This window comes from Clostridium bornimense (assembly GCF_000577895.1).
Lineage (GTDB): Bacteria > Bacillota > Clostridia > Clostridiales > Clostridiaceae > Clostridium_AN > Clostridium_AN bornimense.
The window spans coordinates 289,224-307,976 of record NZ_HG917869.1; the positions used below are offsets into that span (position 1 = coordinate 289,224).

The window sequence follows — 18,753 nt, forward strand, 5'->3', positions numbered from 1 at the left end:
TACGAAAATGATTTATATATAAGTATTAATTTAATATGTAGAAATAGGAGTTAGTGAGAATTAAAAGAGTTTATATAAAAAAATTGTGAATACTCTATGTAAGGTAGAGCATCCACAATTTTTTTATTAGTAATTATTATATTGAATTTGATTTAATAATTAATACCAGCTGCTTTTATGTTTTCCTTATCATCTTGAGAGCATGGAGTAACACCATATGTCATTTTGCAACTTGGACATACATCTACAAATGTGCTCATTACAAATTCTTCTCCACATAAGCATGTAATTACATGAGCAGTGTTTAATTTCATATCTGCTTTTCCTTTTTCTCTTACTCTATCAACGATAGCCTTTCCATCTTTTTTATGTGTTCCACAGCCACAACTCATAGTTTATCCTCCTAAAATAATTATATTGTATACTATACATTAAACAGCTAATAAAAGTATGTATCATTTGTTACGAAATTAAAATTTTTTATAAAAAGTAGACCTTTCTAGTTAGCTATAAGTTAAATAAGGATCCATAAACATTTCGCCTATAGATCCTTATTTGTATTAAGAATTTACTGATTTTCTATTGGAATTTCATATATTTCTTGATGTTCTGGTGATTTATTAGAGAACAAGTCTTCTTCTGATAACTTAACTTTCCAATAACAATAATTTTCATAGTCACTGGAAATACCATCATAAAGTAGAAGAGTGTTATCGTCTAGTTTCATATAAGGCATTTCATCAAAGGTTTTAGCTTCTGCATTTGGATATTGTTGCTGTAGATAATTTTTATATGCAGCTTGTAACCCTTCTTCTGGAGTTTTACGTGATACATACATATAAGTAGTATCATATTTACCTGATAAGAAGTAATGATATTTTAATTGATCTGAATAAGTTTCTTTTTTACCAGATTTCTTATTTAATCCATATGTTCCATCACTATTATAATTTAAAATTAGGGCTAGGTATTCATTGTCACATTTTAATAGCCTAATTTTATTTTCCATAGATATAATTTCTCCTGATGGGGAAGCGCCTTGATTTCCAGGTGCGATAGAAATACTTGTGGTGAATACATCATAAAGTCCATCATCAGTATCTCCTGCTAATTGTTGTATAGAATCTATTTGTACCCTAGAGTCTATTCCATTGACACGATATGACTCATCTTTAGTTTTAAGTGATTGTAAAAGAATCCAAGGAATGTTATTATCGGTATTTTTCAGAATAATAATTCCATTACTTTTGAGAGAATCTTCTGTAATATTATTACCTTTTTGATATTTTTGCATAAGTGAAATAGCATTTTTTTCTACTTCGGTTTCATTTTCAGACCAATTTTGCAAATTAGGATCAGTTTCTGAGTATTCATTTTTAGAGTCAGTGCTATCGAGAGTTATTGGGTCCGTTTTATCCATAGATACTGGACAAAGTGTTAGAGTACCACCTTTTGCAATCATAGAATCATAATTGATTTTAGAATCTTCATTTAAAGCAATACTCCATTGAGGAATTCCATTTTTACAAAGTGCAATAGCAGTAGTACCAAATCGTACGCAATCATTATCATTGTAAATCCATTGATTATTATCATCTGTTACAGTTATTGTACTACCATCAACGATAAGACTTAATTGACTATTATCTGTTTTTGCTACCCAATTACCTCTAATAGCTGTTTTTGGATCTAAATAGCTAATGCCATTTCCACGATCTCCAAATGTAGCTATATATTGATGAGTCTTATCATCAGTACTTTTATATGTAATTGCACATATGTCATTAGTAAGCCATTGATATTTCAATTCACTATTAACAGTGTAGGGTAGTTGATCTTTAGACTTGAGAAATAAGAAATAGATCCTTTTTTCTATTTGCACTGAATTATTATTTGGATTTTTATATAATATCAAAGTTTCACTAGAATTTGGCGAGTGTTTAAATATTATTGTATCCTTATTTTTATATCCATCATACATAGTTAAAGATATACCACAAAGAAATATTAATGCTATTAGTATAATACGTAACAATTTATTAGGTATCCATATAAGACATGCATTAATAAGGCAAGTCATAAATAGTACTATTGTAAAAAACTCTAGCCATGGATAAACCCAATGAATATCACTAGGGATTAAAAAGAAATGGTAGACTAGTTCTATTGCTACACTTAATATTGCTATAAGTAAAAAGAAAACGCATATTAATTTTTGTTTTCCATGGTTTAATTGTATTTTATCTTTCATGATAAAACCTACTTTCTAACTTAATATATTAATTCATAAATTTTATTTAATTTTTAATGGACTATTTTGCAATTTAACCTCAAATGATATTTTATAAAATATCATTATTATAATATGTTAAGAGAGTTTGTGGTAAATTATGTATTAAAAGTCTTAAAAAAGCATTAGGGATAGAGATAGGTAATTGCGTTTAATACCTTATATTAAGGTGGTAAACATTACCGTTGACAAAGTTATACTGAGATGATAAGATTACAAAAAAAATCCCTTTAAATTGATTCGAGAAGTCAGTAAGGAAGAAATAGTATGCTTTAATAAATCTTGGTTTTTATTATATAGTAAAAATTGGAGATATACAAATTGAGTGTTACAGCCTTCCATGTTCTATGGAAGGCTTTTTGAATGAAAAAATTCAGCATACTAGCCTTATATAGTTATTAAGTCATATTAATTTGGGAAATTAACTAATGAGGAGAGAAAAAAAGTGAATAAGAAAATTAGTAATAGCGGTAATAAATTAGCTATAAAGATGGCAATTTCATTATCATTAGGTTTATTAGTAGGAATAGGTTGTATATTCCTAAGAGAATCTGTAGGTTCTGATAGTAATTTATGGACAACTCTTAATAATCTATTATTTCAAGATATTTCAGTAGAAGGTGTAACAAATGCAATTGGTATATTCTATATCTTGGGACAACTTTTTGTTAAAGCATTACAATTAGTAATTGTTCCTATGGTATTTACATCAATTACCCTTGCAATGTGCAAGATAAGTGATACTAAGAAACTTGGACGTATTTCTTATAAGACAATTTTAGGATTTGTGATTACATCAGTCTGTGCACTTATATTAGCAGGAACAATTGGATTCATAATAAAAAGTATGGGATTATTTACAGCTAATGTTGATAATATAGCAGCAAAAGCTGCAACTGCAAACTCAAATAATCCATTAATGATAGTAGTTAATGCAATACCTAGTAACATTACAGAAGCATTTTCTTCAAATGGAAGTGTTCTTGCAATAGTTTTTGTAGCTGTAGCAACTGGACTTTCCATAAATGTATTAGGTGATAAGATAAAAGTACTTAAAAATATCTTAGAGGATGTAAATCAAATTATTACTGTATTTTTAAGTTTTATAATAACTAAGTTTGGACCATTTGCAATATTTGTACTTATAACTAGAACATTTGCTATATATGGTATCGATAATTTAAAGCCGGCACTTGTATATGTAGTAACAACAGTATGTGCATTACTAATATTCTTAGTATTTGGATATGCGGCCTTTGTTGGAATAGGGGCTAAAGTGAATCCTGTAAAATTTGTAAAGAAGATTGGGAAAGTTGCTTTATTTGGATTTTCAACATCGTCTTCAGCAGCAACACTTCCATTAAATACGAAAACAACTGTTGAAGAGTTAGGTGTAAGTGAAGATGTAGCTTCATTTATATTACCTCTTGGAATGACAATAAACATGAATGGAACAGCAATAATGCAAGTTATAGCAGCTATATTCATAGCTTCAAGTGCAGGATATGATGTTACAGTTTCAAACATAGTAGTAATAGCATTGTTAGCACTTATAGCATCAATAGGAACACCAGCTGCACCGGGAGCAGGAGCAATAATACTATTTACTGTTCTTACAGGAATGGGATATAACAATGATGCAGCTATACTAGCTTATTCATTAATTCTAGCAATTAATAGACCGATTGAAATGCTTGTTACATCATTAAATGTAGTAGGTGATTCAGCTACATGTTTAGTAGTTGCAAAATCTGAAGGAATGTTTGATAAAGATATTTACAACAGTGAAAATGCTGTTAATGTAGAATTTTCAGAATAAAATAAGTAATAATAAATGGAACTATTGCACAATAAATAATATCAACTTTGTGCTTTAGTCCCAATTTTTATAATTAATAAATAAAATATCTAAACCTTATATCATCAAATACTCTATATCAATTAATAAAGCTTCTATATATCATATTGCATTAATATGTGCAAGCTTCATACGTATCACAAAACTATACAAAGAATAAAAAAGAGTATAATTGTGTAATTTATGATAAAATATACAAGAGGTGAAGGGTTATAATGAGAATTTTTAAAAATAATAAAAATCAAATACGAAGTGGATGGAAAATAATAATAGTTTTCCTATCATTTTACTTAATAACATATACTGTATCAATTATACCAATGGTTATTTATATGGTAAAGTATATGTTTCAGAATTTAGATATTAACGGTGGAGCATTTAACATTAACTTTGACTTTTCTGGAATATATGATACGTCATCATCAATAGGCTTTGTTTTATTTCTTATTCAATGTGTATCATTGATTTTTTCTGTAGTACTATTTTGGAAAATTCTAGACAAAAAGCCGATAAGAGATATTGGATTAAAAAATATAAAAAAATCATTTAAAGAATTATGCTTAGGATTACTTTTTGGAGCACTTTCAATGTCTATTGTATTTCTTATTTTGATTCTTACTGGAAGTGCTAAGGTTACAACAAGTTTTATTAACCCCAATTTTTCAATGTCATTAGTTACCTCATTAATTTTATTTATTTTTGTAGGAATTAGTGAAGAGATGTTTTCAAGAGGATATTGTATAAAAGTTCTTGAACAGACTAATAAAAAATGGATCCCATTAATTGTATCATCAGCAATTTTTTCAATAATGCATGGAGTAAATCCTGGAGTTACAATATTATCTATTATTAATATATTTTTAGTAGGAATTTTGTTAGGTTATATGTTTATAAAGACAAATAACCTGTGGTTACCTATAGGATATCACATTACATGGAATTATTTTCAAGGCAATGTTTTTGGGTTTCTAGTAAGTGGAACTACAACAGAAGGATTATACACTACAGAGAGTATAGGTAATACCATTATTAGTGGAGGAAATTTTGGCCCAGAGGGTGGTATTATAGTTACAATAGTAGTATTAATTTCTATATTATTAGTATACTTTCTTACAAATAAAAATAGTAACATAGGTGATAATATTTCTTAGTATCTTTTATGAGTGGGCTATTGCAAAGGTAACTTTTTAGTTAGGGTTTGCAATAGCCATTTTTATTAAAAAACTACGACTAAATGTACTAAAAAAGTATAAGTTTACTAGCAATAAATAAAAAGAAAAATAATATATAAAAATGATATTGATTATCAATATTAAATGTTATATACTATAGCGGTAACTTACAAATAAGAATTATAATTCGTATTAAAAATAATGAATAAAAATATTTATATAAAAAGAAAGTATAATTATAAAAAAATATTGATAATAAGTATCAATATCCGGAATTGAAATATAGGACGTTATAGAAGGGAGACAGCTATGTCATATATTTTTATAAATCCAGTTGTGGATAATATGTATATAAAAGAAGAACTGGATCAAGTATTACTTAACAATGGCTACTCAAGGGTAGAAGTTGAAAACGATTGGCATAAAATTGTAAAAGAAAAATATAACGAGGCTCTTAAATCAACGGGAAAGACACTTTTAGATAGAAGATGTCCTTTAGCTATAGATACAATTAATGAATATGTAAATGACCAAGATGTTTTTATTCCTCAAATTGATCCAATTCTAATACATTGTGGTATTGAAATTGCAAATAGAGAGGATCTAAAGGGCAAGAAAAAAATAATTACTACACCATGTGAAAGTTTAGCTTTATATGGAAATAAAAAGAATTTACAAGACACCGTATTTATAAGTTGGAAAGAATTTGTAAAGGATTTAAATCTACATGGAAAAATTCAAGTAAAACCACTTGATGAGAGTCCTATTCCACCTGGTTATTTTAAGTCATTAAAAGCTAAAATCAGTAGTATTTCAGGAGAAGAAAATATAGAAGAGTACTTTAAAAATAACCTACATAAGGAAAGTGACTTAGTTGAGATGCTTTATTGTACAAATGGGTGTAACAATGGAGATGGAGTGTTGATAAATGAATAAGAATAAAGTTATAAAAACATCGATTTCTATTATAACTTTGGTTTTAATATGGAGCATAGTTACTAAAATGGAGCTAGTTAGTTCTTATATTTTACCATCTCCATCAAAAGTATTAGATAGTTTGTTAAAAATGATTAAATCAGGAGAAATCTTTGAAGATATTTATATAAGTTTCGTAAGAGTTTTAAAAGGATTTTTCATAGCAACTTTATTTGCTTTTGTATTAGCAATGGTGAGGGTTATCTTACCTAAATGCAATGATTACTATGAAAATATAATTCAATTTTTAAAGAATGTACCACCATTAAGTTTAATATCTCTTTTAATTTTATGGTTTGGCATAGGTGAAACAACCAAGATAGGAATAATAGTGCTAACTGCATTTTTCCCAATATATTTAAATACAGTAAAGGGATTTGTAAGTTGTGATAAAAAACTATTAGAAGTTGGAGAAATATACGGATATTCAAAAGTAAATAGCTTTTTTAAGATACGACTTCCGTACGCTATGTCAGATATATTAGTTGGAATGAGAATAGGACTAGGCTATAGTTGGAGAGCTATAATAAGTGCAGAGATGATTGCTGCATCATCTGGTCTAGGTCATATGATTTTATTTGCTCAGCAAATGTCTAGAACAGATAAAGTTATAGTCGGAATTTTAGTAATAGGTGTAGTTGGTTATATAACTGATAGGTTGTTTGCACTTATAATCGATAAGGCTTTGAAAGGATCAGAAGAAAATGGATGGGATTAAATTATTAAATGTAAGCAAGTTCTATACTGTTGAAAAAGAAAGCATGAAAGTTCTAAATGGAATTGATTTAAATATACCATCAAATAAAATAACAGTAATTTTAGGTCGAAGTGGGTGTGGAAAGACTACTTTATTAAGACTTGTATCAGGTTTAGAAGAATTTGATCAAGGAGAGATATTAGGTGCTAACTCAAAAAAGAAGGCATATGTATTCCAAGAGGATAGATTAATGCCATGGCTAGATGTAAAAAAGAATATAACATTTGGTATACGTAATAAGGATATAGATAATAGTAAGATTGATGATATTATTGAAACTGTAGGACTTAAAAAATTCTATAATGCATATCCAAGGCAATTATCAGGAGGTATGAAACAAAGGGTATCAATTGCAAGAGCTTTTGCATGTAATCCAGACTTTATAATGATGGACGAGCCCTTTTCAGCACTAGACTTTTTTACAAGAGAACAAATGCAAAAGGAATTACTGAAGATTCACCAAACATCAAAATGCTCAATTTTATTTGTAACTCATAGTATAGATGAGGCACTTATTCTTGGAGATAAAATAATAGTTTTAGAAAAAGGTGTTATTAAATCTCAATATGAAATTGAAGAAAAAAGTAGTACAAGAGACTTATTAAATAGTAAGTTTGTTAAATTAAAAAAGAAAATAATTGATGACTTAAAGGTTATATAATTAAAAGATGTAGATAATGGAGGATAAAATCTATGAAATTAAATAAGTTAATAAAAGGAAAATTATCATTGCTACTGGCAACCGGAGTATTAATGATATCAATGGTTGGATGTACAACAACAAAAGAATCAACTTTAGATAAGTTAGTAATAACACATGTAACGTCGCCTTTAAATGTACCAAGTATAATACAAAAAAATAAAAATATATTTGCAGATGAGTTCAGTGGAAATGGTAAAGATATAGCTATTGAGTATGCTGAAATAACATCAGGAGCTGATCAAACTCAAGCATTAGCATCAGGTGATGTTGATATATTATATGCTGTTGGAGGAACTTCTGTAATTTTAGCAGCAGCAAATGATGCAGATATAAAAATATTAAATATGTATAGTAGATCACCGGAAGCATTCTGTATGTATTCTATCGATGAAACTATAAAATCAGCACAAGATTTAAAAGGTAAAACTATAGCAGGACCAGTTGGAACTAACTTACACCAATTATTAGTAGCATACCTTGAAAAAGCTGAAATGACTATAGATGATGTTAACTATGTTAATATGTCTATAGCTGATGCAAAAGCAGCTTTAGATGGAGAAAGTGTTGATGTAGTATTACTTGCAGGACCTACTGCATATAAAGCAAAACAACAAGGATACAATTTAGTAACTAATGGAAAAGGATTAACAGATGCAGTAATAGCAGTTGCAATTAGAGAAGATTTCTACAATAATCACAAAGAGGAAGTTGAATTATTCGTGAAAGCTCAAGAAAATATAATAAAATACATGAATGAAAACTACGATAAAACTATGGAAATAGTTGCCGAAGAACTTGATTTAGATAAATCAGCAGTTGAAGAAATGTACAAGCAATATGATTTCTCTATAGAAACTACAGATGAAGATCGCAAAGCGTTCCAAAATATAGCAGATTTTATGTTTAAAACTGGAATGATTGAAGAAGAATTTAAAACAGAGGAACTTTTTATAAAATAGTAGGTGAATTTGAATGATACAAGAAAAAGTTGTAATAAGAGATAAAAATGATATTATAGAGATAACATACAATGATATATTAAAGTATCATGGTAGAGAAATGATAGGTGGAGCAGCGTTAGCATTTAAAATAATGTTGATGACTTTCCCTAAACTTTCTGATGAAATACCGCAAAGAGGTAAATTCAGTTTTTATAGTGGAATAGGTAAAAATGGAAAAGGTATAATAGATGCAGCAGAAATGGTTATGCGTGTAAAAACCTATGGTAATTTAGAATTGGATATGGATTATTCTAATGATAAAATGGGACAAGAAGCACCAGGTGGTGGAAGATATTATTTTGAAATAGGATATGATGGTAAACTAATTAAGTTATACTTAAAGGAAGGTATAATACCTACTGAATTTATAAATTATTCAAAATTATCACATAAGTGTAAAGCAGAGAATATTGATATGAGAATAGAAGATAAAGAAAAATTATTATCATTAAGAAAAGAATTAGCTAGCAGTATTATGGCATCTAAGCCAGAAGAACTCTTTGTAATTGTAAAATAAAAATTAGTAGTAAATATGTTTTTGGTGAATTGACTTCATTATAAAATCCACGGCAGAAATGTCGTGGATTTTTTTATTCTATGGACTCAGTAAATTTTATTTTCTAATAGAAATAATCTTATCTGCTATGGCTGTTGTGTCATTAAAATCATACTTAAAGAATCAATTCTACAGCGTTCTTTTATATGAGGATCTTTAGATGTTAATGTTCTTCTGTTCAATACAATAAATAAAGTGGAAGTATGCTTAAATGCTATAATTTCACCTTGTCTATTCACTAGCATACATTACTTGTGCTCTGTACCTTCTAACTTGTGCCATGATAAGGATCTATTGCTTACGAAAACCCATTGGTTATTGCAGTGGTCTCATGGTAAATTTGTAGTATAATTAAATGAATAGAATAATAAGTGAAGGTGAATATTATGAAGAAGATTGTTGTATTAGAAAAAGATACACTAGGAGATTTAGATTTTCAGCTATTTAATCGTTTTGGTGAAGTAGTATTATATGATAGAACTAATCCTCAAGAAGTAGTTGATAGAATTAAAGATGCTAATATCGTATTTGTAAATAAAGTTGTTTTAAATGAAAGCAATTTAAAAGAAGCTAAGAATTTAGAATTAATATGTGAAGTTGCTACAGGATATAATAATATTGATATAAATTATGCTAAAGCAAATAATATTGCAGTTACTAATGTAGCAGGATATTCAACTCCAACAGTAGCGCAGCATACTTTTGCTACATTATTAAGTCTATATAATAAAATTGGATACTATGACGATTTCGTTAAGAGTGGTAAATATAGTGACTCAGGTTTATTTACAGATTTAAGTAAGCCTTTTAATGATATTGAAGGTAAAAGATGGGGAATAATTGGATTAGGTGCTATTGGAAGAAAGGTAGCTCATATTGCTGATGCTTTTGGTGCTGAAGTCATATACTATTCAACATCAGGAAGAAATAATAATGACCATTATACTAGAGTAGGTTTAGAAGAATTATTAAGTACTTGTGATATTATTTCAATACATGCCCCATTAAATGAAAATACTGAAGGATTAATAAATTATAATAATTTATGTAAGATGAAAAAAAATGCAGTATTAATAAATATGGGACGAGGACCAATAGTTGTAGATGAAGATTTAGCACGTGCTATAGATGAAGAAGTAATAGCTGGAGCAGCATTAGATGTATTTACAATAGAGCCAGTTAAAAAAGAAAATCCATTGTTACATGTTAAAAATAAAGAAAATCTTATTTTAACACCACATATTGCATGGGCATCAGTAGAAGCGAGAACTAGATTACTAAATGAAGTGGTAAAGAATATTGAGAGTTTCTATAAAGGGGAAATTAGAAATAGAATAGTTTAAATCAGTATTCACTGTAGATGGTAAAACAAATGAAGAAAGATACAGAGGAAAAAATGAAGATTGCAGTTACAACAACAAGAGAAAGCGATGAAATACTAAATAACAAAGCAAAAGTTATATCCAAGGATTTAAATATACCATATATAAAAAGAGAAAATTATAGTATTAGAAAAACAATTATTGAAGATGATTTTGACTACTTATTAGTAGTTGAAAAAGATAGAATTGTCATTAAGAATGAAGACAGCACTTTATTTTGGCACCCAAGTATGGCGGAGTTTAAGATTAAGTCAATTAAACAAGGGGATAATGTAGCTATAATGGAAGCAACACAGCTAGAAGAAGGAGATAGTATATTAGATTGTACATTAGGTCTTGCTGGAGATGCTTTAATATTTTCCGCTATTGTTGGAAAGAGCGGCTCTGTGGTTGGTACAGAAGTTAATAAATATATAGCATATTTATGTAAATGTGGGTTGGAGAATTATACTGATATTAATGGTGAAAGTATAACTAACATAAAAGTTATTAATGAATCTTATGAGAAGTATCTTTCAAAACAAAGTGATAATAGTTTTGATGTGGTATACTTTGATCCTATGTTTAAAGAACCTAATAAAAAATCAACATCAATAAATTCTTTTAGAGATTTTGCAAGACATAGGGGATTAACAAGAGAAATTATATTAGAAGCACTTAGAGTATGTAAAAAGAGAGTTGTCATTAAAGAGCGACGAGGATTTAATGATTTGGATAATCTTGGGATTGGCAAATATTATGGTGGAAAGAAAAATGGTTCTATTATATATGGTGTTATTGAGAAAAAAATTTGACAATGACTCAAAAAAATGATATTTTAAATAAAAGTAAGTATTAACCCCTTTAAATTGGTTCGAGAAATCAGTAAGGAAGTTATATTTTTGAGCGTAGTATACCAAGCCTTCCTTATAGCTATTATAAGGAAGGCCTTTTTATGCAAAGGTTGCGTTTCAAGTATGATAATTTAAGGGGAAGTGGAATATCTGCTTAATTTTAAAAAGAAATTGGAGAAATGAAAATGCAACAATATAAAAAAGATTTTATTGAATTTATGGTTGAAAGTAACGTATTAACTTTTGGTGATTTTGTAACTAAAAGTGGAAGAAAAACACCTTTCTTTGTTAATACAGGTAACTACAGAACAGGAAAACAACTTAAGCGATTAGGAGAATTTTATGCAAAAGCAATAAAGGAGAATTTTCCAGATGATTATAACATAGTATTTGGTCCAGCTTATAAAGGGATACCATTATCAGTAACAACTACAATAGCTTTATCAGATATGTATGATATAGATGTTAATTATTGTTCTAACAGAAAAGAAGTTAAAGATCACGGAGATACTGGAATACTTCTTGGAAGTAAAATAAATGATGGAGATAAAATTCTTATTGTAGAAGATGTTACAACTGCGGGAACTTCAATATATGAAACAATGCCGATCCTTAAGAGTCAAGGAAATGTAGATGTTACTGGATTAATAATTTCTGTAGATAGAATGGAAAGAGGTAAGGGAGAGAAGTCTGCTTTATCACAAATTAGAGAAGAATTTGGATTTAAAACTTGTGCTATTGTTACTATGGAAGAAGTTAGGGAATATCTTTATAACAAAGAAATCAATGGAAAAGTAATAATTGACGATGAGATAAATAAAAGAATAGACGAGTATTATGCTCAATATGGTGCAAAAGAAGATTAATAAAATATAAAGTACAAAAAGTTTTTTCGAGAGTGATTTTATAAAATAAACCCCAGCAAAAGTTGTTGCTGGGGTTTATTTTATATTAAAGTTTGTAGAGAAGTATACATCGTATAGAAAAAATTTACATAAATTTATTAGAAGTAAATTAATTCTAGCAATTTTAATATTTTCTCATTTTTCTGAAGGCCAACGGCGTTTTTCCATGAATTTGTTTAAACATTTTTACAAAATTTCCACTATAGCTATATCCAACTTTTTTTGATATTTCATCAACAGTTAATTCAGTGGTAAAAAGTAGATTTTCAGCTATAGTCATTCTTATTGAGCAGGTATATTCACTAATTGTCATGTGATATCTTGCTAAAAATCCTGCTTTTAGTTTCTGTTCATTTAAGAATACCATTTTGCTTAAACTTTTTATTGTTGGAGGATTGCAGGCTTCTTTTGTTAAAATATCATAAGCTTTTTGTATTGCATTAACATCAGAGGCTGTTAAAGTTATATATCTATCTTTACCAATCTTAATATCGCCATAATCAAGTTGATTAGTAAAAGCATTTTCTGGTGATGAAAAAATCTCATTATTAATTAAAGCGATAGCCTCTAAAATCTTACTTTCTAAATATATGGCAGTTAGTTTATCACTTTCAGCTAGACTTCGTAGAGTTTGAATTATTGAAGCAATTTCTAATGGAAGATAGCGATATGTATAATTACTTATAAAATCACTAAAATTAATTGTGTTAGGAAAGTTGGGTTCTATTATTTCCTTAAAATACTTCTTATGAATTGTTATCTCTGCTCCATGAAAGTGTTGACCTTTTTTCCAAGTTTGTTTTCCACGTAGCATTTTTTCTACTACGAAAAATGAAGAGGGAGTAAAAGAGGAAATAGGGTTATTTTCGATTTTAAATTTAGTTTCTCCAGTATATACAGTGCCAAATCTCATCAACTCTTCGTTATGATCAAAAGAAAGAGTAAAATTGTTAGGAATAGTATAATCTCCAATTCCAAATTCATAATATCCTTCTCTAGCATATTTAATAAAGTAACCAAGTTCTGGTCTATGTGCATTCTTATAAATAGTGTAATTATCCATAGTAAATGGAGTAAAGGTCATTTCTTTTAAAACTTTACTTTGAAAATCCTTTGGATTTTTAGAATTCATAAATGGGTTCTCACTTTCATTAATATTTAAATTTTTTATATTTCTATGGGGAACAATATAACATAAATATATATTTATTATAACAAAAATTATTCAAATAAATGATAAAATTATTAAATTAGGTGCATGTATTGAAATGATAATCATTCTCAGATACAATTTGAGCAGATAAAAGAAGTAAAGATACAATTATCAATATATATGGAGGTTTTTACATATGAAGAGAAAGTTATTAAAAGCATTAGCCCTAGCATGTGTAACAAGTGTATTCCTTATGGGATGTAGCAATAAAGGAAATGAAAGTAATAATAAGGTATCAACTGACACTGTTACTGTTACAGATGTAAGAGGAGAAGTTGAAATACCTAAAGATCCAAAGAGAATAGTAGATTTAAGTGGTAATAGTGATATCTTATCAATTTTAGGATATAAAGTTATAGGAACAGCTAATAGTGATGCGTATGATTATACTAAGTTTCCAGCATATTTAGAAGATACATTAAAAGGTGCAGAAATTTTAGGTTATAGTATGCAAGATACTATGGATGTTGAAGCTGTTATGAATTTAAATCCAGATTTAATAGTTATATCGACTGTTCAAGAAAAAATGTACGATCAATTAAATAAAATAGCACCTACAGTTATGATTCAATTAGAAGCTTTAAACTGGAAAGACGATGTGAAGCAATTTGCAAAGGTATTTAATAAAGAAGATGAAGCAAACAAGTGGTTATCAGATTATGAAGCAAAAGCTAAGGAAGCAGGAGAAAAAATTAAATCTCAATATGGTGAAAATACAACATATCTTTCGTTCTTAGCAAGTGGTGGTCAATTCTTTATTTTTGATGGTGCAGGTTTCGGTAGCGTATTATATGAAGATATGGCTCTTGGTAAACCATCAGGAATGCCAGAACAAACTGATATCAGCCTTCCAGTTGTAACTTACGAAGGATTAGCATCAATTGATACAGATTATATATTCTTAATAGCAACTGATGAAGATTTAGCACAACTAGAAAGCAATGCAATCTGGAACAACTTACCTGCAGTTAAAGAAGGTAAAGTAGTAGTATTAGGAGCATCACCATACTTTAACCAAGGATATAGTTGTATAGGAAGAGATCTATTAGTAGATGAAATAGGTGAAATGTTAAATGAAACAAAGTAATAAACTTACAATAATATTTGTCATTTGTAGTTTTGTACTTTTAGTAGGAGGACTGGTTCTAGCTGTAAGGCTAGGATCCGTCCATATTACTTTTAAGGACATTTGGAATAGTATTTTTAATTATAATGAAACTTTAGAACTTATGCTAGTAAGAGATGTACGTATTCCAAGAGCACTTTCTGTACTTATTACAGGAGGAATATTAGGTGTAACTGGTGCGATGCTTCAAGGTATAACAAGAAATCCAATAGCTGAGCCGTCAATACTGGGTATAAGCCAAGGAGCAACTTTAGTAATAGCTATTTTTTATGCAGCGGGAATTGGAATAACAACTAGAAATGTTATGATAGCTTCTTTTATAGGAGCATTTATTACTGGAATAATAGTTTTAAGTTTTATATCTAAAAAAGCAAATAACAACTCTATTACCAAAATTCTTTTAGCGGGAACAGCAATTAGCACATTTTTTATTTCGTTAACAACAGTAATAGGTCTTTTATCAAATCAATCACAAATGATAGGTTTTTGGGTATCTGGGGGATTTAGAAATGCTACATGGTCAGATTTTAAATTAGTATTTATCATAGGAATTTTAGGGCTTATTATAGCTATTCTATTATCACCTAAGATAAATATATTAAACTTAGGAGACGATGTTGCCATTGGTCTTGGAGAAAATCCAGAGAGAATAAGGTTTATCACTTTAATGACCATGATCCCAATGTGTGCAGCAGCAGTAGCAGTTGGTAAAAATATAGCTTTTGTAGGTCTTATAATACCTCAAATCGTTAGAAAAACATTAGGTGAAGATTATAGAAGAAATATTCCATGTTCTTTTTTACTAGGTTCAGTACTTTTAACATATGCAGATATTGCTGCAAGAATGTTATTTGATCCATATGAGACACCTATTGGAATATTTACAGTTCTTATAGGGATACCGTTTTTCATTTCAGTAGCTAGAAAGGAGAGAGGATAATGAATAAAAATAAATTTAAAATAGTAACTGGAATTTTAATTATTTTATTACTTATCTCCTTTGTGGTTACATTATGTTGGGGTACATACAAAGTTACTCCTGTAGAAGTAATAAGAACACTTCTTGGCAATGGAACGCGAATACAAAACACTGCAATATTAGATATAAGATTACCACGACTTCTTGTTGGAATTTTTGTTGCTATAGCATTATCTACAGCAGGTGCAATTTTGCAAACTATAACTAAAAATGATCTAGCAGATACAGGAATAATCGGTATAAATGCTGGAGCTTCTGTTGCAGCAGTATTATTTATTACATATTCAACTGGAGCATATTATAGTGAGCTAGGTAAGCTTTCAATATTTGTATTACCATTAATGGCAATAGTAGGAGCGGCAGTTACTGCATTAATAATTTACTTTATGTCTAGTAGAGGTGGAATAAGACCTAAAAGACTATTATTAATTGGAATTGGATTAAATGCAGGACTGAATGCTTTTATAACATTCTTCACTTTTAGAGGTGGCGTTGGTGACTATAATAGAGTGTTAGTTTGGACTTCAGGAAGTCTTTGGGGTTCAGGATGGAGCTATGCTAAAGTTATTATTCCAATAGTAGTTATAATGTTTATATTAGTTTTATTAAATCATAAAAAATTAGATGTTTTAAGTTTATCTGATGAACTTTCAATATCTTTAGGATTAAATATAGAAAAAGAAAGAAAAAAGTTTTTAACTTATGCTGTAATTTTAGCAGGATCAGCAACGGCCTTTGCTGGTAATATAGGATTTTTAGGACTTATATCTCCACATATTGCAAAGAAATTAGTGGGACCTTATCATAGAAATTTTATAGTAATATCAGCTATGATAAGTGTAATTATAATGGTAGTTGCCGATGCAGTATCTAAAAATTTATTTTCTCCAATTGAAATTCCAGTAGGAATAACAGTATCTATATTTGGAGTACCATATTTTATTTATTTAATGATGAAGGAGAAATAATTATGGAAGCTATTAGTGTAAAGAATTTATCAGTATCATATGAAAATAACTCTATAATTGAAGATATGAATTTATCATTGCCAAAGGGGAAAATAAGCATAATTATTGGAGCTAATGGTTGTGGTAAATCAACGTTGCTTAAAACTATAGCAAGAATTAATAAACCTAGCGCTGGAGAAGTTTTTATAAACAATAAAAATATTAAAAAGGTAAAAGAAAAGAATATTGCTAAAGAGGTAGCTTTTCTTCCACAGGGGCCAGTTTGTCCAAGTGGTTTAACAGTAAGAGAACTAGTAGCTTATGGCAGATTTCCTCATCAAAAAATTATTGGTGGTCTTAATAGTCATGATAAGGAAGTAATTGAATGGGCAATTAATGAAACAGGTCTTAGTGAATTTGCTGATAGAGAAGTAGAAAATTTATCTGGTGGACAAAGACAAAGAGCTTGGATTGCTATGACTTTAGCACAAGAGACAGGGATTATAATGCTTGATGAACCTACCACTTACTTAGATATGTCTTATCAGCTTGAAGTGCTAGAAGTTCTTCAGAAGCTTAATAAAGAAAAAGAAATTACAGTGGTTATAGTTCTTCATGAACTAAATAATGCTTGTAGATTTGCAGACAATATCGTTGGTCTTAAAAATGGTAAAATTGTTTGTGAAGGAAGACCAAAAGACGTAATTACTAAAGAAACGTTAAAAGAGATTTATGGCATTGATGCATATCTCAAAGAAAGTGACAGCGGAGAATATCCAATATGTATGGAATATAATCTTCATAGGGAGGGCCAATGAGAAATAAAAACTTTATAATAATAGTTATTGGGCAAATTATTTCACTTTTTGGAAATGCAATTCAAAGATTTAGTATGTCTTTATATCTATTACATTTTACTGGTAGTACAGCAGCTTTTGCTAATATATTAGCAATATCGACGATACCTTATATACTGTTTGCACCAATAGCAGGAAAACTTTCTGATAGTATAAATAGAAAGAAGATAATGGTGTATCTAGATTTATTCTGTTCCATTTTAATTGGTGGATATGCAGTTATTCTATTTAGAGGACAAGATCATGAGATAATAGTTACTATAGTTATGTTTTTGTTATCTATATGCTATACCTTATATGGACCAGCAGTAACTTCATCTATTCCTCAAATAGTAGATGAGGATAATCTTACATCTGCTAATGGAATAATAAATCAAGTAAGTTCTATTGTAAATTTTGTTGGCCCAATTCTTGGTGGTGTTCTTTATGGATTAGTAGGGATAAAGGCTGTAGTAGTGATAAATGCAGTAAGTTTTTTAGCATCAGCTATTATGGAATTGTTTTTGGAAATTCCAGATGTAGTTACTGCTGACGATAAAAAAGAGGATAAATTAATATCATTTAAGTTTATAAAAAAATCATTTTTAGATATGAAAGATAGTTTTATATATTTAAAGAATGAAAAGAAAGTAGTATTGGGGATTATAGCTTCATATGGATTCTGTAACATTTTTATAGTACCGATATTATCTATTATTGCACCATACTTTATAAATATATTGCTAGGACTTCCATCACAAATCTATGGAATAGTAGAGGGAATATGTGTATTAGGATTAATATTAGGTGGATTTTGGATAAGTGTAAAACCAAAAATGTTTTCCATGAAAAAACTTCACTATACATATTATCCTATGATTATAGCAGTTGTATCAATGTCAGTATTAGGGTTTGTTAAAATGAATAATTATGCTATGGCAGTTTTTTTTGCATTATGCGGTATGGGAATTATGTTATCTTTATCATTATCAAATGTACTAACATTAACTTTTATACAAAAATCAGTTCCTGTTAATATATTAGGCCGTGTATCAGCTTTTTCTACAGCGGTAGCAACAATAACTGTTGCACCAGGACAATTATTATATGGACAGATAATAGAAAGTGGAATGTCATTAGGTATTATTCTTCTAATCACTGCAATTATTAACTTTGTACTTATAGTATTTGTAAAATGGAACATTAGAGAAATACTATAA

General features: G+C 28.8%; 19 protein-coding genes. 15 read left to right on the forward strand and 4 right to left on the reverse strand.

Annotated features, from left to right (window positions below; translation table 11 throughout):
- Positions 1 to 152: 152 nt before the first annotated feature.
- Both CM240_RS14655 and CM240_RS14660 read right to left on the reverse strand, forming a co-directional pair.
- Positions 153 to 392, reverse strand: coding sequence for a hypothetical protein (locus tag CM240_RS14655; protein ID WP_044040245.1), 240 nt, complete (start codon positions 390 to 392; stop codon positions 153 to 155).
- Between the two features lie 176 nt (positions 393 to 568).
- Complete coding sequence (locus CM240_RS14660; protein ID WP_044040246.1) at positions 569 to 2,251, reverse strand: hypothetical protein; 1,683 nt, start codon at positions 2,249 to 2,251, stop codon at positions 569 to 571.
- 484 nt (positions 2,252 to 2,735) lie between these two features.
- Between CM240_RS14660 and CM240_RS14665 the strand changes: the two genes are divergently transcribed.
- The 7 genes from CM240_RS14665 to CM240_RS14695 all read left to right on the forward strand — a co-directional run bounded on the left by CM240_RS14665 (position 2,736) and on the right by CM240_RS14695 (position 9,273).
- Positions 2,736 to 4,109, forward strand: coding sequence for a dicarboxylate/amino acid:cation symporter (locus tag CM240_RS14665; protein WP_044040247.1), 1,374 nt, complete (start codon positions 2,736 to 2,738; stop codon positions 4,107 to 4,109).
- 254 nt (positions 4,110 to 4,363) lie between these two features.
- On the forward strand, positions 4,364 to 5,299 hold the full coding sequence (locus CM240_RS14670; RefSeq protein ID WP_044040248.1) for a CPBP family intramembrane glutamic endopeptidase: 936 nt from the start codon (positions 4,364 to 4,366) through the stop codon (positions 5,297 to 5,299).
- Positions 5,300 to 5,629: 330 nt separating this feature from the next.
- Complete coding sequence (locus tag CM240_RS14675) at positions 5,630 to 6,256, forward strand: hypothetical protein (protein ID WP_044040249.1); 627 nt, start codon at positions 5,630 to 5,632, stop codon at positions 6,254 to 6,256.
- Entirely contained in the window at positions 6,249 to 7,013 is a 765-nt protein-coding gene (locus CM240_RS14680) for an ABC transporter permease (protein ID WP_044040250.1), read from the forward strand. The genes CM240_RS14675 and CM240_RS14680 overlap by 8 nt, the downstream gene beginning before the upstream one ends.
- Complete coding sequence (locus CM240_RS14685) at positions 7,000 to 7,713, forward strand: ABC transporter ATP-binding protein (RefSeq protein WP_044040251.1); 714 nt, start codon at positions 7,000 to 7,002, stop codon at positions 7,711 to 7,713. Before CM240_RS14680 ends, CM240_RS14685 begins: the two co-directional genes overlap by 14 nt.
- A gap of 32 nt (positions 7,714 to 7,745) precedes the next feature.
- Complete coding sequence (locus tag CM240_RS14690; RefSeq protein ID WP_044040252.1) at positions 7,746 to 8,714, forward strand: ABC transporter substrate-binding protein; 969 nt, start codon at positions 7,746 to 7,748, stop codon at positions 8,712 to 8,714.
- A 13-nt stretch (positions 8,715 to 8,727) separates the two neighbouring features.
- A complete protein-coding gene (locus CM240_RS14695; RefSeq protein ID WP_044040253.1) occupies positions 8,728 to 9,273 on the forward strand; it encodes a hypothetical protein in 546 nt (181 codons plus the stop codon).
- 125 nt (positions 9,274 to 9,398) lie between these two features.
- On the opposite strand, the gene CM240_RS17645 is transcribed toward CM240_RS14695, so the two are convergent.
- Complete coding sequence (locus tag CM240_RS17645; RefSeq protein WP_156930614.1) at positions 9,399 to 9,557, reverse strand: hypothetical protein; 159 nt, start codon at positions 9,555 to 9,557, stop codon at positions 9,399 to 9,401.
- A 141-nt stretch (positions 9,558 to 9,698) separates the two neighbouring features.
- Between CM240_RS17645 and CM240_RS14700 the strand changes: the two genes are divergently transcribed.
- The 3 genes from CM240_RS14700 (at position 9,699) to pyrE (ending at position 12,393) form a co-directional block, all read left to right on the forward strand.
- Positions 9,699 to 10,655: a D-2-hydroxyacid dehydrogenase gene (locus CM240_RS14700; RefSeq protein ID WP_044040254.1), complete on the forward strand. Its 957-nt coding sequence runs from the start codon at positions 9,699 to 9,701 to the stop codon at positions 10,653 to 10,655.
- Between the two features lie 53 nt (positions 10,656 to 10,708).
- Entirely contained in the window at positions 10,709 to 11,488 is a 780-nt protein-coding gene (locus CM240_RS14705; protein WP_044040728.1) for a class I SAM-dependent methyltransferase, read from the forward strand.
- 224 nt (positions 11,489 to 11,712) lie between these two features.
- On the forward strand, positions 11,713 to 12,393 hold the full coding sequence (gene pyrE / locus CM240_RS14710; protein ID WP_044040255.1) for an orotate phosphoribosyltransferase: 681 nt from the start codon (positions 11,713 to 11,715) through the stop codon (positions 12,391 to 12,393).
- Between the two features lie 163 nt (positions 12,394 to 12,556).
- Here pyrE and CM240_RS14715 read toward each other — a convergent pair whose 3' ends face one another.
- On the reverse strand, positions 12,557 to 13,564 hold the full coding sequence (locus tag CM240_RS14715) for a helix-turn-helix domain-containing protein (protein WP_044040256.1): 1,008 nt from the start codon (positions 13,562 to 13,564) through the stop codon (positions 12,557 to 12,559).
- A gap of 217 nt (positions 13,565 to 13,781) precedes the next feature.
- On the opposite strand from CM240_RS14715, the gene CM240_RS14720 reads away from it, so the two are divergent.
- From CM240_RS14720 to CM240_RS14740, 5 genes are read left to right on the forward strand one after another with little or no spacing between them, the layout of a single operon-like run.
- A complete protein-coding gene (locus tag CM240_RS14720) occupies positions 13,782 to 14,732 on the forward strand; it encodes an iron-hydroxamate ABC transporter substrate-binding protein (RefSeq protein ID WP_044040257.1) in 951 nt (316 codons plus the stop codon).
- Positions 14,719 to 15,711 carry a FecCD family ABC transporter permease gene (locus CM240_RS14725; protein ID WP_044040258.1) on the forward strand — a complete coding sequence of 331 codons (993 nt, stop codon included), beginning with the start codon at positions 14,719 to 14,721 and terminating at the stop codon, positions 15,709 to 15,711. The genes CM240_RS14720 and CM240_RS14725 overlap by 14 nt, the downstream gene beginning before the upstream one ends.
- Positions 15,711 to 16,718, forward strand: coding sequence for a FecCD family ABC transporter permease (locus CM240_RS14730; protein ID WP_044040259.1), 1,008 nt, complete (start codon positions 15,711 to 15,713; stop codon positions 16,716 to 16,718). Before CM240_RS14725 ends, CM240_RS14730 begins: the two co-directional genes overlap by 1 nt.
- A 2-nt stretch (positions 16,719 to 16,720) precedes the next feature.
- Positions 16,721 to 17,515 carry an ABC transporter ATP-binding protein gene (locus tag CM240_RS14735; RefSeq protein WP_044040260.1) on the forward strand — a complete coding sequence of 265 codons (795 nt, stop codon included), beginning with the start codon at positions 16,721 to 16,723 and terminating at the stop codon, positions 17,513 to 17,515.
- The gene (locus CM240_RS14740; protein ID WP_044040261.1) at positions 17,512 to 18,753 is read left to right on the forward strand and encodes an MFS transporter; all 1,242 of its coding nucleotides are present in this window, start codon (positions 17,512 to 17,514) and stop codon (positions 18,751 to 18,753) included. The genes CM240_RS14735 and CM240_RS14740 overlap by 4 nt, the downstream gene beginning before the upstream one ends.

Excerpts from the sequence above, each read along its gene's own strand:
- CM240_RS14655 (WP_044040245.1), bottom strand. The coding sequence starts at position 392 with ATGAGTTGTGGCTGTGGAACACATAAAAAAGATGGAAAGGCTATCGTT.
- CM240_RS14680 (WP_044040250.1), top strand. The coding sequence starts at position 6,249 with ATGAATAAGAATAAAGTTATAAAAACATCGATTTCTATTATAACTTTG.
- CM240_RS14730 (WP_044040259.1), top strand. The coding sequence starts at position 15,711 with ATGAATAAAAATAAATTTAAAATAGTAACTGGAATTTTAATTATTTTA.
- CM240_RS14715 (WP_044040256.1), bottom strand. The coding sequence starts at position 13,564 with ATGAATTCTAAAAATCCAAAGGATTTTCAAAGTAAAGTTTTAAAAGAA.
- CM240_RS14720 (WP_044040257.1), top strand. The coding sequence starts at position 13,782 with ATGAAGAGAAAGTTATTAAAAGCATTAGCCCTAGCATGTGTAACAAGT.
- CM240_RS14725 (WP_044040258.1), top strand. The coding sequence starts at position 14,719 with ATGAAACAAAGTAATAAACTTACAATAATATTTGTCATTTGTAGTTTT.
- CM240_RS14690 (WP_044040252.1), top strand. The coding sequence starts at position 7,746 with ATGAAATTAAATAAGTTAATAAAAGGAAAATTATCATTGCTACTGGCA.
- CM240_RS14670 (WP_044040248.1), top strand. The coding sequence starts at position 4,364 with ATGAGAATTTTTAAAAATAATAAAAATCAAATACGAAGTGGATGGAAA.
- CM240_RS14695 (WP_044040253.1), top strand. The coding sequence starts at position 8,728 with ATGATACAAGAAAAAGTTGTAATAAGAGATAAAAATGATATTATAGAG.
- CM240_RS14700 (WP_044040254.1), top strand. The coding sequence starts at position 9,699 with ATGAAGAAGATTGTTGTATTAGAAAAAGATACACTAGGAGATTTAGAT.
- pyrE (WP_044040255.1), top strand. The coding sequence starts at position 11,713 with ATGCAACAATATAAAAAAGATTTTATTGAATTTATGGTTGAAAGTAAC.
- CM240_RS14705 (WP_044040728.1), top strand. The coding sequence starts at position 10,709 with ATGAAGATTGCAGTTACAACAACAAGAGAAAGCGATGAAATACTAAAT.
- CM240_RS17645 (WP_156930614.1), bottom strand. The coding sequence starts at position 9,557 with ATGCTAGTGAATAGACAAGGTGAAATTATAGCATTTAAGCATACTTCC.
- CM240_RS14735 (WP_044040260.1), top strand. The coding sequence starts at position 16,721 with ATGGAAGCTATTAGTGTAAAGAATTTATCAGTATCATATGAAAATAAC.
- CM240_RS14660 (WP_044040246.1), bottom strand. The coding sequence starts at position 2,251 with ATGAAAGATAAAATACAATTAAACCATGGAAAACAAAAATTAATATGC.
- CM240_RS14675 (WP_044040249.1), top strand. The coding sequence starts at position 5,630 with ATGTCATATATTTTTATAAATCCAGTTGTGGATAATATGTATATAAAA.
- CM240_RS14685 (WP_044040251.1), top strand. The coding sequence starts at position 7,000 with ATGGATGGGATTAAATTATTAAATGTAAGCAAGTTCTATACTGTTGAA.
- CM240_RS14740 (WP_044040261.1), top strand. The coding sequence starts at position 17,512 with ATGAGAAATAAAAACTTTATAATAATAGTTATTGGGCAAATTATTTCA.